This is a genomic window from Ekhidna sp., assembly GCF_965221965.1.
GTDB lineage: Bacteria > Bacteroidota > Bacteroidia > Cytophagales > Cyclobacteriaceae > Ekhidna.
In genome coordinates this window covers 954,237-967,034 of the sequence record NZ_OZ244926.1, presented here as the reverse complement: position 1 = coordinate 967,034, position 12,798 = coordinate 954,237, and the positions used below count along the sequence as shown (strand labels likewise).

11 protein-coding genes are annotated in these 12,798 nt (G+C 41.5%); 7 read left to right on the top strand and 4 right to left on the bottom strand.

Annotated features, from left to right (window positions below):
- Positions 1–32 precede the first annotated feature (32 nt).
- Entirely contained in the window at positions 33–1,439 is a 1,407-nt protein-coding gene (locus ACOQON_RS04790) for a BamA/TamA family outer membrane protein (protein ID WP_420577789.1), read from the top strand.
- Here the strand turns inward: ACOQON_RS04790 and ACOQON_RS04785 are convergent.
- Positions 1,436–2,053, bottom strand: coding sequence for a toxin-antitoxin system YwqK family antitoxin (locus ACOQON_RS04785; protein ID WP_420577788.1), 618 nt, complete (start codon positions 2,051–2,053; stop codon positions 1,436–1,438). The two genes, ACOQON_RS04790 and ACOQON_RS04785, sit on opposite strands and share 4 nt — an antisense overlap.
- Before the next feature lie 55 nt (positions 2,054–2,108).
- Here ACOQON_RS04785 and ACOQON_RS04780 point away from each other — a divergent pair, with 55 nt between their 5' ends.
- Genes ACOQON_RS04780 through ACOQON_RS04770 form a run of 3 tightly spaced genes read left to right on the top strand, consistent with a single transcriptional unit; the run spans position 2,109 to position 5,969 of the window.
- Positions 2,109–2,915 (top strand): hypothetical protein, encoded by an 807-nt coding sequence (locus ACOQON_RS04780; RefSeq protein WP_420577787.1) that lies wholly within the window; start codon positions 2,109–2,111, stop codon positions 2,913–2,915.
- Positions 2,912–5,008, top strand: a complete 2,097-nt coding sequence (locus ACOQON_RS04775) for a ComEA family DNA-binding protein (protein ID WP_420577786.1) — start codon at positions 2,912–2,914, stop codon at positions 5,006–5,008. Before ACOQON_RS04780 ends, ACOQON_RS04775 begins: the two co-directional genes overlap by 4 nt.
- A gap of 58 nt (positions 5,009–5,066) precedes the next feature.
- On the top strand, positions 5,067–5,969 hold the full coding sequence (locus ACOQON_RS04770; protein ID WP_420577785.1) for a mechanosensitive ion channel family protein: 903 nt from the start codon (positions 5,067–5,069) through the stop codon (positions 5,967–5,969).
- On the opposite strand, the gene ACOQON_RS04765 is transcribed toward ACOQON_RS04770, so the two are convergent.
- The 3 genes from ACOQON_RS04765 to ACOQON_RS04755 all read right to left on the bottom strand — a co-directional run bounded on the left by ACOQON_RS04765 (position 5,950) and on the right by ACOQON_RS04755 (position 9,570).
- On the bottom strand, positions 5,950–6,876 hold the full coding sequence (locus tag ACOQON_RS04765; RefSeq protein WP_420577784.1) for a sterol desaturase family protein: 927 nt from the start codon (positions 6,874–6,876) through the stop codon (positions 5,950–5,952). The genes ACOQON_RS04770 and ACOQON_RS04765 overlap by 20 nt on opposite strands.
- A gap of 85 nt (positions 6,877–6,961) precedes the next feature.
- Positions 6,962–7,879 (bottom strand): DUF3078 domain-containing protein, encoded by a 918-nt coding sequence (locus ACOQON_RS04760; RefSeq protein WP_420577783.1) that lies wholly within the window; start codon positions 7,877–7,879, stop codon positions 6,962–6,964.
- 2 nt (positions 7,880–7,881) lie between these two features.
- Complete coding sequence (locus tag ACOQON_RS04755) at positions 7,882–9,570, bottom strand: AMP-binding protein (RefSeq protein WP_420577782.1); 1,689 nt, start codon at positions 9,568–9,570, stop codon at positions 7,882–7,884.
- 404 nt (positions 9,571–9,974) lie between these two features.
- Here ACOQON_RS04755 and ACOQON_RS04750 point away from each other — a divergent pair, with 404 nt between their 5' ends.
- From ACOQON_RS04750 to sufC, 3 genes are all read left to right on the top strand, one after another.
- Positions 9,975–10,454: an Lrp/AsnC ligand binding domain-containing protein gene (locus tag ACOQON_RS04750; RefSeq protein ID WP_420577781.1), complete on the top strand. Its 480-nt coding sequence runs from the start codon at positions 9,975–9,977 to the stop codon at positions 10,452–10,454.
- A 103-nt stretch (positions 10,455–10,557) separates the two neighbouring features.
- A complete protein-coding gene (sufB, locus tag ACOQON_RS04745) occupies positions 10,558–12,003 on the top strand; it encodes a Fe-S cluster assembly protein SufB (RefSeq protein WP_420577780.1) in 1,446 nt (481 codons plus the stop codon).
- Between the two features lie 38 nt (positions 12,004–12,041).
- Positions 12,042–12,797, top strand: a complete 756-nt coding sequence (gene sufC / locus ACOQON_RS04740; protein WP_420577779.1) for a Fe-S cluster assembly ATPase SufC — start codon at positions 12,042–12,044, stop codon at positions 12,795–12,797.
- Position 12,798: the final 1 nt, after the last annotated feature.

The window sequence follows — 12,798 nt, the reverse complement described above, 5'->3', positions numbered from 1 at the left end:
ACTAGCAAAGAGGTAATAGATCATTTACGTGAGTGAAAAAAATCCAGCTCCTTTTTTTTCTTTTCGGTTTTGCCTTGCTGGCTAGTGCCCAGGCTGATTCCACTCAGCTACTCACGATCGATCGTATTTTCATCGAAGGAAATTATAAAACCAAGCCGCACATCATCACAAGGGAGCTCAGTTTTTCAGTGGACAGCACCTACATGCGATATCAGCTGGACAGCATGTTCATCTGGGACCGAAACCGCATTTACAATACCAACCTTTTCAACTCAGTCTTCTTGAAGGTGGTAAATGAGGATAATAACCACGCCGAAGTAAAGATCACGGTGGATGAGCGCTGGTACATTTATCCCTTTCCTATTTTCCGACTGATCGACAGGAACTTTAATGACTGGTGGGTAAATCGGGATCGCGACCTCAGTCGGGTCAATTACGGTCTGAAGGTCACTCAATTTAACTTTCGGGGGAGAAGTGAAATTTTGCGTCTTTGGTTACAGACCGGTTTTGAAACCGTCCTCAACTTGTACTATCAGGTTCCATACATTGATAAAAAACAGAATAACGGGCTATTGATTAGCTCCAGCTATTTTGAAGCGAAGAATGTGCCGGTTGTCACCCGGGAGAACATCCGAAGATTTGCATCCTCACAGGAAGAAGTACTGAGAAGGGCCTATACTAATTCCATTACGCACTCTTATCGGAGCTCATTCTACTCTTACCACAATACAAGTATCGGTCATCTTAGGGTAGATGTGGCCGACACTGTTGCAGCACTCAATGAAAATTATCTGGGAGACAGCCGAACGCAGCAGCAGTACCTGACTCTGGGTTACACGTATGTCTGGGACAAACGAAACAATGTAAACTACCCCACAAAAGGCTCATATCACCAGGCAGGGCTTACAAAAGTTGGTCTTGGGCTTTATGATGATGGAGTGGATTACTGGCGTGCACGCGTTAGACTTACCAAGTACACAGGCTTCAAAGACAATTTCTTCCTGGTAAATAACCTTTCCGTTTTGAGCACATTTCCCGCCACAAACCGGGCCTATTTCAATTATGGCTCCATCGGTTTTTTTAAGGAGGTGATCAGAGGTTATGACCTCCGGATCATTGAAGCAAGCTCATATGTCTTGCAACGCAACGAGTTCAAGCATCAACTTTTTGGACGAAAATATGACATCAGTAAAGTGATGCCACTGAGACAGTTCCAAACATTCCCTATCACGATTTATGGTAAAATATTCTTTGATCAGGGATATGCGGTAGGCTTCCCCAATTATGATGGAAGTAAGCTTTTGACGGATAAGTACCTCTACAGTATTGGTACAGGAATTGACCTGGTGCTGGTCAATGATGTCACTTTCCGACTTGAGTTTTCAAGAAACGGTGAAAACGAAACGAACTTTTTCATCAACATTCTTTCGCTCTTCTAATCGAAGTTTTTCCACTTTTTGCGCTTACCTTTTTTGAAGTAATACCACTGACCGATTTTCTCTCCCTCTTTCCAGTTTCCTTCATAAAGTTTATTGCCCTCCTCATCAAAATAGATCCAAAAGCCATCTTCCAGTCCATTTTTCAAGACTCCTTTCTGATTGAGGCTTCCATTTTCATAATAAAACTCCCAAGGACCTACCGGTGTACCTTCCACATAATATCCCACTCTTTTCAAGTTACCATTCTCGAAGAAGAAATTCCATTTTCCCTCATACAATCCATTTTCATATCTCCCCTCCTTTTCCAGCTGGCCTGCTGGATAGAAGTATGCTGCAGAATCTTCTATTAAACCATCTTCCCAAAACTCACGTGCGATTAGTTTCCCATCAAATGAATAGTACCTCTGCAGACCATTCAGCAAACTATTTTCATAGGTAAGCAATGCATTCAACTCACCTTCAGGATAATAGTACTTCCATACTCCCTGCTTTCCTTCTTCTGATGTTTCACCAATTGCTTTTAATGCACCATCGGTATAACACACTGTGTCGGGAAGCTGCCCTTTTACTTGGGTGACAATCAAAACTGAAAGAACAATCGCGAAGAATTTCATCACTACTTAATTTACGATTATTGACTTAAAGCTAGCAAATGCATACTTTGCGTTAATGAAGTTTCTCACCTGCCTAATCACACTTCTAGTCGGCACGCTTGCGTTTGGACAAATGGGGTCATTCAACCTAGGTGGCCGCAGTGCCGGAATGGCTGGGGCCTCTTTGACCTTTGGTGATGAGTATAGTTTGTTCAACAACATTGGCGGACTAGGTAGAATGGAAAATCATGCCGCATTTGCGGCCTATCAAAACCGATACGGAGTTTCCGAGTTTCAAGTGGTGGGAGCCGGAGCGATCTACACAGCCGGAATAGGTAATGCAGGAGTTGGTTTCTATAAGTTTGGCGATGACATCTACAGTGAGCAACGCATCCATTTAGCTTTCGGTAATAAAATTCAGATGGTTAGTCTCGGGGTTGGACTGGATCTGCTGCAATACAATGTATCCACGGTAGGAACCAGCCGTGCATTGGCTATTCAATTTGGAGGTATCGCAGAAATCACACCTCAACTCCGATTTGGTGCACATATTTTTAACTTAAATCAGGCAGCAATTAATTCAGAAACAGGGGAAAAAGCACCAACTGTCATGAAGGCCGGTATTTCATTTCTACCGTCTGAAGAATTGATCCTGAATGCAGAAATTGAAAAGGATCTCGATTTTGATGAAGTATTCAAAGCCGGCATAGAATATCAGATCATTGAAAATGTATACGTACGAACAGGTATCAGTACCGAATCTTTTCTGGGTGCATTTGGTGTAGGGTTTCATCCTAAAAATCTCAAGTTTGATTATGCATTTTCAAATGACTCCAGGCTTGGAAGCATTCATGAAATCTCGGTCGCCTATTCTTTTCAATGAAAAAGTGGCTCACCATAATATTCTTTATAGGGGCTTATTTTTCATTCGCTCAAAACGAAGAGATCGATCTTGAGGTATTCGCAGAGAGGCTGTTTCAGGTTCAGGATGAAGATGTAGCCTATGAGGATATCTACGAGTCACTCCTACTCTATTACAGTAATAAACTAAACCTGAACAAAGTGGAGCCGGAAGAACTTGCCTCACTTTATATCCTCAGCCCCGCTCAGCTTTCCAACTACTTCACCTATCGAGACCAGTTTGGTGACCTGTTAGCGGTTAATGAATTGCAGGCTATTCCAGAAATGGATATTGAGACGATCAGACTGCTCCGTCCATTTGTTACTGTTGAGGAATCTGTAACAGATAATCGTCCATTTCTTCAACGCATAATACAAGAAGAAAACAACTACTTCCTTCTCAGATACTCGAGACGCCTGGAAGAGCAGGAAGGCTACACACCGGCTTTACCTCTGGACACCACATTTGTAAGAGATGAAAATGACAACATTACTGACACCCTAACTTCCGGACCGACGCGTTATGCAGGCTCACCGGATAAAATTTACGGTCGGTTCAGAACCAGTCGAAGAGATGATTTCAGCCTGGGTTTCACCTTTGAAAAAGACAATGGAGAAGCATTCACATTCAATGATGACCAAAAAGGATTTGACTTCTATTCTTATCATTTCATGCTCGAAAATAAATGGGGATTTGATAAGATCATGCTGGGTGATTATCAACTCCAAATTGGACAAGGAATCGTTTTTGGAGCCGGATTCAATGCAGGCAAAGGTGCTGAGACAGTAAATACTACCAAAAGAAACAGTCTGGGTATCCGTCCATATACCTCTGTTTTAGAGTCAGGATTTTTTAGAGGTGTTGGTGTCAGTAAATCATTTTCTGATTTCGAATTAACATTGTTTTATTCGAAAGTTCAACAGGATGGTAATGTACAATCTGACACGACCTTTTCAGAGTTTGAGGAATTTGTGAATTCCATACAGATTACCGGCTTTCACCGCACTCCAACAGAGTTGGCATCCAGGGATCAGATAGAAGAGGAATCGATGGGGGCCGTAATCGAATATAGCCCGCATCGTAGGTTTGCTATTGGTTTTTCAGGCCTGAATAGTCAATATAGCAGACCGCTGCAGCGGAGACCTAACAACTACAATCAGTTTGAATTCAAGGGGAATCACAACTATATCACCTCGGCTTACACGCATTATACCTGGCAGAATTTTACCTTTTTTGGAGAGGCAGCAAGATCCAAAAGTGGAGGAATTGGAGCAGTGGGTGGGTTGGTGGCTAGCTTATCTCGTGTTGTGGATATGGCAATGGTGTTTCGAAATTACGATCGGGATTTTCATTCTTTTTACGGAAATGCTTTTTCGGAAAATTCCAGGAATATCAACGAGAGAGGGACATATTGGGGGCTTTCTATTAAACCAAATCGGAGACATAAGCTAAATGTCTATTACGATCGATTTAAGTTTCCATGGCTGAAATATCAGACAGAAGCCCCTTCTGTTGGCAATGAGTGGCTGGCACGATATACCCATTTTCCATCCAGGCAAATCACCATGTACGCACAGGTACGACAGCAGACAAGGCAGGTTACCGTCCCTAATGAAAACCTGAATCAACTCGTAGATCAGGTGAAAAGAAACTACATTTTCAATGTAGACTATGAATTACAACCATGGCTGAAACTGAAAACCAAGGTACAAAGCAGCACGCAGGATGAAGGCGGTGAATTCACCAAAGGGTTTGCCATTATCCAGGATGTCAATTTTGAGTGGTGGAGATTGAAGTTTAATACCCGCATGGCTCTTTTTGAAACAGATAATTTTGACAATGCACAGTACGTCTATGAAAGTGATGTGCTGTATGCGTTTTCTATCCCTGCCTACAATGGTACGGGAGTCAGGACCTACGCCATGGTACGATATGACCCTGTCAGAAACATCTCCCTTTGGCTAAGATATGCACGCTTTACATTTAGGGATCGCGAGACAGTGGGTTCCGGTCTCAATGAATCCGAAGGGAACACTTCATCCGAAGTGAAAGCCATGCTTCGAATTAAATTCTAGGAAACATTCAATCAATTTCTTACTTTCAGAGTTAGTTTTAAGGACTAACCTTAATTGAATGGATTCTTTAAAAGACGTTTGGAATGCAGCTATCGACTTCCTTAATGAGGTAGGAAAGCTATTCACCACAAAGCTTTTCGAGCTGGGCGAAAGTAACATTACCCTTGGTACGATCCTGTACTTCATCATCAGTTTCATCATTCTAACACTGGTAGCTAAGCATTTTAGAAACCTACTTGTGAATAAAATATTGGTGAAAGCCAATATGGAAAAGGGTGCCAGGAACTCCATCGGATTGATCACCCGTGTGATGATCATGTTTATTGGAGCGATCTTCATCATTCAGAGTGCCGGAATCGATATGAGTTCATTGAGTCTTTTGGCCGGTGCGCTGGGTGTCGGTATTGGGTTTGGCTTGCAGAATATCACGGATAATTTCATCTCCGGTATTATCATCCTGTTTGAAAAGCCGATCAAAGTAGGTGATCGAATTGTAGTGGGTGATACGGAAGGTGATGTCATCAATATTTCTGTTCGTGCCACCACTATTCTCACCAATGAGAATGTATCAATCATTGTCCCAAACTCTGAATTTATCTCTTCACGTGTGATCAATTGGAGTCACAATGACCGAAACATTCGATTCGATATCCCTGTAGGTGTAAGCTATGCGGAAGATCCGGTTGAGGTAAAAGACGTTCTCATGAAAGTCGCTGATGAAAACGAGCATGTTCTTAAACATCCCGCACCCCATGTTTTCTTTGATGAGTTTGGGGACAGCTCACTGAATTTTACCCTGGCTATCTGGACATCCACACATACTGATAAGCCGCGAAGGTTAAAAACCGAATTGTACTTCGAGATTTTTGAGAGGTTCAAAGAAAAGGGAATAGAAATTCCATTCCCTCAACGTGATGTGTATATCAAATCAAACGTAGAACCTACGCCGCAGCAGAAGTAGCAGACTCTCCTTTTGGAGTTTCTCCGGCTTGTATTTGTTTCACGGTCAATGTACTTCGATCCGGACTCCAGCCCGGAGGACCAAAGATGTACATCAATGCTTCTTTAAAACTTCTAGCCTTTTTCACGTCCTTGAAAATCGCCTCAAACTCATGCGTATTAAGTTTAATCGGATTATAGGTTCCAGGATCTTTTAATATTCCGTACTTAGGCTCAACCCCAGGAATGATGTTTTGCCAGGTTCCGAATACGTGATCCCAGAAAAGGAAAATGCCGCCGTGATTCTTGTCCAGATATTCCACATTGCTTGAATGATGTGCTGCATGAACATAAGGGTTGTTGAAAATCTTTCCAATGAATCCCAGTGATCCTAACAGCTTGGTATGTAGGAAATATTGGTACGTAGCGTTAATAATTAATGCCGTTCCGATCATTACTGGTTCGAAACCGATACAGGCCATCCACAACCAAAAAATCGGTTTGTATAATGTGATAAACCATCCATTTCTAATGCTGACTGCAAAATTGAAATTCTTGGAAGAGTGATGAGGAACGTGTGCCGCCCAAAGCAATCTCACTGTATGACTCAAGCGATGATGCCAATAAAAGTTAAAATCATCAGCTAGTATGGCTAATACCCATGCCCACCAGGCAAAACCTATTGAAGTATATCCAAGGTACTGCTCTCTCAATGGAGCTAGCACATCAAAAAACCATTGGAAAATTACCACCACGGTGAATACTTTGGTGAATGACGCTACTATAGATGCTCCAAGAGCGATTCCAAATCCGGCTAACGAATCTTTTAACTCATAATTTTCTCTTGCTACAAGGTACTCGACTACCATGAATCCGATCAAAATCGGATAAATGTATTTCATACCTTCTACTGCACTAAACTCTGGCATATTTCTCGGTTTTGTTTTTCTAGAATTACTTGAACTGACAAGGTTACATCAAATTTATAGGGAATTGGACCTATCCATATTAAGATTATTCAGGTTTTTGCTTTCCGAACTTATAAGTTAGGCCAACACCAATTACGCTTTTGAATTGCACACGGTCTTTTACTACCCCCTCATCATCAGCAATTTCAATATCCTTGTCGTAGATGAGTTGGGTAAAGGCATTCATAGATAAGACTTTTGTCAATTGCATCACTAAGGCATTTTGCCAATTGACATCTATAGTACCAAAATTTTCAACGTAATTAGTGAATAATTCAAGCCTACTCTCGAAGATGTCGTTTTTGTATTTGGCTCTGAAGAATGAACCAATCTCTGCCCGTGACTTCTTGCCGGGAGTAATTATGGTAACTCCATCTCCTGCTAAAACTGCCGGGTCTACTCCATAAGCTCCCTGGTTAGCAAGCTCTTGATTTCGTACAAATGTAAACTTCCCCGTCACCGGTTGATACGTAAAGCTCAACTTCTCACTGGGATCATATGAAACTCCTAGACCGACTGTCAAATATCCTGGAGCCAGGAAATCAGAAATAAATACTCCTTCCTCATTCACCCCTTCATAAAACTGGGTTCTAAAATCCATCAATGCACTAAAAAACCACTTACCACTTTCTTTGGTCATACTGTAGCTGTATTTGGTTACCAGGTTTATGAGGTCATCGGATTTTGTGAAACTAGCATCACCTTGTCGGATCAAACCGTAAGCAAGATCCAGAGAGTTTTCCCATTTCCCTCTCCCTTTCACTCTATTGGCAAATACACCCAGATTCGAATTAATGGCAACAGAGTTTTGTCCACCAGCTGCCCAGTTTGTGAGGGATACTTGTGAGAAAGTCAATGAGCTGACTCCCCCGTTCCTCCAGTAGGAAGTATCAGATGGGTTGGGGCTTTGGGCTATGAGGCAAGTTGAGAGTGAAAGTAAAAAAGCGGTAAAAGTTAATCTCATTGTTAATCGTAAGAATTGGTTTTTAAATCGTTTTCCTTAAGTATTCTTCTTAAAATTTTTCCAACATTTGATTTCGGCAACTCATCTGTAAAAGCGATATATTTTGGTCGTTTATAACCAGTGAGATTCTCTTCACAATGTTCTCTAATCTCATTTTCTGTAAGGCTATCATCTGCTTTCACAATGTATACTTTTACCGCCTCGGTTGATTTTTTGTCCGGAACACCAATCGCACCTACCTCCAGCACTTTATCATGCAGCGCAATGCAATCCTCAATTTCATTTGGATAAACATTGAAGCCTGAGACCAAAATCATTTCTTTCTTCCTATCAACTATTTTGAAGAAACCTTGTTCATTCATCACAGCAATATCTCCGGTTTTGAACCAATCATTATGGAAACAATTCTTGGTCTCTTCCGGCCGGTTCCAATATCCCTGGAACACCTGAGGCCCACGTGCACATAACTCTCCGCGCTCACCTGTTTTCACTTCGTTACCATCATCATCTAAAATCACAACCTCCGTGCTCGGAATTGGCATTCCAATAAATCCGGTTTCCGCATCTCTTCGCAGTGGGTTAGCAGTAAGTACCGGGGAAGTTTCTGTCAGTCCATATCCTTCAGAAACTGGGGTACCCGTAACTTCTAACCATTTATCAGCAACATACTTCTGAAGTGCCATCCCTCCGGCAAAGGAGAACTTCACTTTTGAGAAATCTAACTCCTTAAACTTCGGTTGATTTAGCAAGCCATTGAATAGCGTGTTTACTCCGGTTAGAATGGTCCATTGATGACGACCCAAATCCTTTAAAAACGCCTTCATATCTCTTGGATTGGTTACCAGAACATTTCTAGCTCCTATTCTCACAGTCATCAAGGCATTACACGTTAAAGCAAAAATGTGATACATCGGAAGTGCAGTGATAAATATCTCCTTTCGTTCTTCCAACCCACCATGTAGCATCCATTCGCATACCTGCTCAATATTAGCGATCACATTTCTGTGTGTAAGCATTGCCCCTTTCGATACGCCAGTGGTTCCACCCGTATACTGCAGAAATGCCAGTTCAGAACTTTCCATAGCGACTTTGGTCACTGGCTTTTCTTCTCCAAGCTTTAATGCATCCTTAAACTTGATCGCCTCAGGAAGATTGTAGGAAGGCACCATCTTCTTGATATTCTTCACAACAAAGTTGACTATGCTTCCTTTCAACCCTCCGATCAGGTCACCAATCTTGGTGACTATGACCGTCTCAATTTGAGTCTCTTTTAAAATCTCTTCCAGATTGCAGGCAAAATTTTCCACAATCACTATGGCCTTTGCACCTGAATCGTTGAATTGGTGTAACATCTCACTAGGCGTATAAAGCGGATTGGTATTCACAACCACCATACCTGCTTTCAAAACACCATAGAGTGCCACCGGATACTGAAGCAGGTTTGGCATTTGGATGGCTACCCGATCGCCTTGCTTAAGGTTTGTGTGATTCTGAAGGTAAGAAGCAAATTGATCTACAGCCTGACCCAACTCAGAAAAGGTCATTTCCTTACCCATATTTTCAAAAGCAACAAGATCTTTATATTGATCAATTTTCTCATCTACCATTTCAGAAAGGGAGGCGTAAGTATCAGGGTTTATTTCTTTACGAACTCCTTCGGGGTAGCTTACATGCCAGGCTTGGTTTTTCATATTTGGGCTGTTGGTTTATAAAGCTGATAAAGATAAGGCATGCGCTCTACTGAAAAAGTATAGACCAAAAAAAAAGGTCCTGGCACCCCTACCAAGACCTTAAAATAAACAACATTAACCCAAAGCTGTAGAGGGAGGATTCGAACCTCCACGGAGCAGTTAGTCCCGAGCGTTCTCTCCCGATTCAAAGACCGAGAGAGAACTTACCGGGATTTATCCCTTATCTCCACCCCCGAGAGAGGAGGGCATGTCTGCCAGTTTCACCACTCTACAGTGTGTTTAATGATTCAAATTTAATAAAATGATGTTTTTATTAAAATAAATTAAATAATTTAGGTAAATATTTACATTCCATCTAATAAAATTGCCTTCAGATAAAAAAATTATAAAATAATCTGTTCGATATGAGTAAAAATTATGAGATTGACAATGTAGACCTCAAGATTCTGAATATTTTATCAGAAGATGCGAAGATGCCTTACACGGAAGTAGCTAAAAAAGTATTTGTTTCAGGAGGTACGGTTCATGTACGTATGAAGAAACTGGAAGAAATGGGAATCGTAAGAGGTACTACCTTGAAAATAGACTACAGCAAGTTGGGTTATGACATCACTTGCTTTCTGGGTATCTACCTTGAGAAAAGTTCGCTTTATGATCGGGTAGTAAGTGAGTTAAAGGAAATTCCAGAAATAGTCACCATTCGATACACTACAGGTAACTATAATATCTTTTGTAAAATCTACTGTCGCGACACCCACCATCTTCGGATTGTTCTTCACGACAAAATCCAACGAATCGATGGCATTGAAAGCACCGAAACTTTTATTTCACTGGAAGAAAGTGTGAATAAGCACCTCGTATTTGAAAATCTTATGGAAGAATAAGAGAAACTTATACTTCTGCCGAACCATCCGACATCTTCCTTGTTCTTATTTAGAATTGCTATAAATAAGGTGTAACTTTGCACATTGAAATGAAGGCAACTAAATGAGTACTGACGAACAAATATTAGAAGAATTCACCTCCAAAGAATATGAGCACGGTTGGTCTGTCGATTTCGAGGCTGACGAGGCTCCTCTTGGGATAAACGAAGATATCATTCGTTTCATTTCAGCCAAAAAAGAGGAACCCGAATGGTTGCTTGAATGGAGGCTTAAAGCTTTTCGCCAATGGCTAAAGATGACAGAGCCTAACTGGGCAAATGTCAGGTACCCTAAAGTTGATTATCAAAGCATAAGGTATTATTCTGCACCCAAGCAGGAGAAGAAGCCTAAAAGCCTTGATGAAGTAGATCCTGAGTTACTCAAAACTTTCGAAAGATTAGGTATTTCCCTTCAAGAGCAAAAGAGACTTACAGGGGTAGCGGTTGATGCCGTGATAGATTCCGTATCTGTTGCTACTACCTTCAAAGAAAAGCTTTCCGAATTAGGTATCATTTTCTGCTCATTTAGCGAGGCAGTTCAAGAACACCCTGATTTAGTCAAAAAATATCTAGGATCCGTAGTGCCTGCGAATGATAACTATTTTGCAGCGCTTAACTCTGCGGTATTTTCCGACGGATCATTTTGCTACATTCCAAAGGGAGTAAGATGCCCGATGGAGCTATCCACTTATTTCCGTATCAATGCCGCAAATACGGGTCAGTTTGAAAGGACATTAATTGTGGCAGAGGATGATAGCTATGTTAGCTACCTTGAAGGGTGTACTGCACCTCAGCGAGATGAAAACCAACTTCACGCGGCTGTAGTAGAAATCTACGCTTCAAAAAATGCAGAAGTAAAATATTCAACTGTTCAAAACTGGTACCCTGGAAATAAAGAAGGAAAAGGTGGTATTTACAACTTTGTAACAAAACGGGGAATTTGCGCCGGAGATCATGCGAAAATTTCATGGACTCAGGTAGAGACAGGTTCGGCAGTGACATGGAAGTATCCTTCCTGTATCCTGAAGGGAGATAACTCTGTAGGTGAGTTTTATTCTGTGGCTGTGACCAACAACTTTCAGCAAGCCGATACCGGAACGAAAATGATACACATCGGAAAAAATACCCGATCGCGAATTGTATCAAAAGGTATTTCCGGAGGAAAATCGCAAAACAGCTATCGGGGACAGGTAGAAATAATGAAGCGAGCTGAAAACGCACGTAATTTTTCTCAGTGTGACTCATTGCTCATGGGAGACAAGTGTGGTGCTCATACCTTCCCATACATTGACATTAAAAACAAATCTGCACAAGTAGAACATGAGGCTACCACCTCCAAGATTGGAGAAGACCAGATATTTTACTGTCAGCAGCGTGGTATTGATGAAGAAACTGCTGTAGCATTGATCGTCAATGGATTCGCAAAAGAGGTAATGAACAAACTTCCAATGGAGTTTGCTGTAGAGGCTCAAAAACTACTAGCGCTGACGCTTGAAGGAAGCGTGGGTTAAGGATTAAAATATTTAGAAACTTAGACTGGACTTAAATAATGATTTCGATTAAGAATCTGCATGCCTCTATCGAGGATAAAGAGATATTAAAAGGCATAAATCTGGAGGTAAATGCCGGAGAAGTACATGCCATCATGGGACCAAATGGATCAGGAAAGAGTACACTTGCCTCCGTTTTAGCCGGGCGAGAAGACTATGAAGTTACGGAAGGATCTATCACTTTCGAGAACGAGAATCTGATGGAGCTTGGACCGGAGGAACGTGCTCAAAAAGGAATCTTTTTAGCATTTCAGTATCCGGTTGAAATTCCCGGAGTATCAACGACCAATTTCCTGAAAACAGCCATTAATCAAGTAAGAGAATCAAGAGGTGAAAAGGCACTGGATGCAGTTCACTTCTTAAAGCTCATGAAAGAAAAAATGAAGCTGGTTGATATGGATCAGGCCCTGCTGAGCAGATCTTTGAATGAAGGTTTCTCCGGAGGGGAAAAGAAACGAAACGAAATTTTCCAAATGGCTATGCTTGAGCCCAAGCTTTCCATTCTGGATGAAACCGATTCCGGTCTGGATATAGACGCATTAAAAATTGTAGCTGATGGGGTAAACACGCTCAAAAGTGATAAAACTGCGACTATTGTTGTGACTCACTATCAGCGATTGCTGGATTATATCGTTCCTGATTATGTCCACGTCCTTTATAATGGACGAATTGTAAAGTCAGGAGATAAAAACCTGGCACTTGAGCTGGAAGAAAAGGGATACGATTGGATCAAAGAAGAAGTAGCTGCAGTATGAT

Excerpts from the sequence above, each read along its gene's own strand:
- ACOQON_RS04765 (WP_420577784.1), bottom strand. The coding sequence starts at position 6,876 with ATGCCAGAGTTTAGTGCAGTAGAAGGTATGAAATACATTTATCCGATT.
- ACOQON_RS04770 (WP_420577785.1), top strand. The coding sequence starts at position 5,067 with ATGGATTCTTTAAAAGACGTTTGGAATGCAGCTATCGACTTCCTTAAT.
- ACOQON_RS04775 (WP_420577786.1), top strand. The coding sequence starts at position 2,912 with ATGAAAAAGTGGCTCACCATAATATTCTTTATAGGGGCTTATTTTTCA.
- ACOQON_RS04760 (WP_420577783.1), bottom strand. The coding sequence starts at position 7,879 with ATGAGATTAACTTTTACCGCTTTTTTACTTTCACTCTCAACTTGCCTC.
- ACOQON_RS04750 (WP_420577781.1), top strand. The coding sequence starts at position 9,975 with ATGAGTAAAAATTATGAGATTGACAATGTAGACCTCAAGATTCTGAAT.
- sufB (WP_420577780.1), top strand. The coding sequence starts at position 10,558 with ATGAGTACTGACGAACAAATATTAGAAGAATTCACCTCCAAAGAATAT.
- sufC (WP_420577779.1), top strand. The coding sequence starts at position 12,042 with ATGATTTCGATTAAGAATCTGCATGCCTCTATCGAGGATAAAGAGATA.
- ACOQON_RS04785 (WP_420577788.1), bottom strand. The coding sequence starts at position 2,053 with ATGAAATTCTTCGCGATTGTTCTTTCAGTTTTGATTGTCACCCAAGTA.
- ACOQON_RS04780 (WP_420577787.1), top strand. The coding sequence starts at position 2,109 with ATGAAGTTTCTCACCTGCCTAATCACACTTCTAGTCGGCACGCTTGCG.
- ACOQON_RS04755 (WP_420577782.1), bottom strand. The coding sequence starts at position 9,570 with ATGAAAAACCAAGCCTGGCATGTAAGCTACCCCGAAGGAGTTCGTAAA.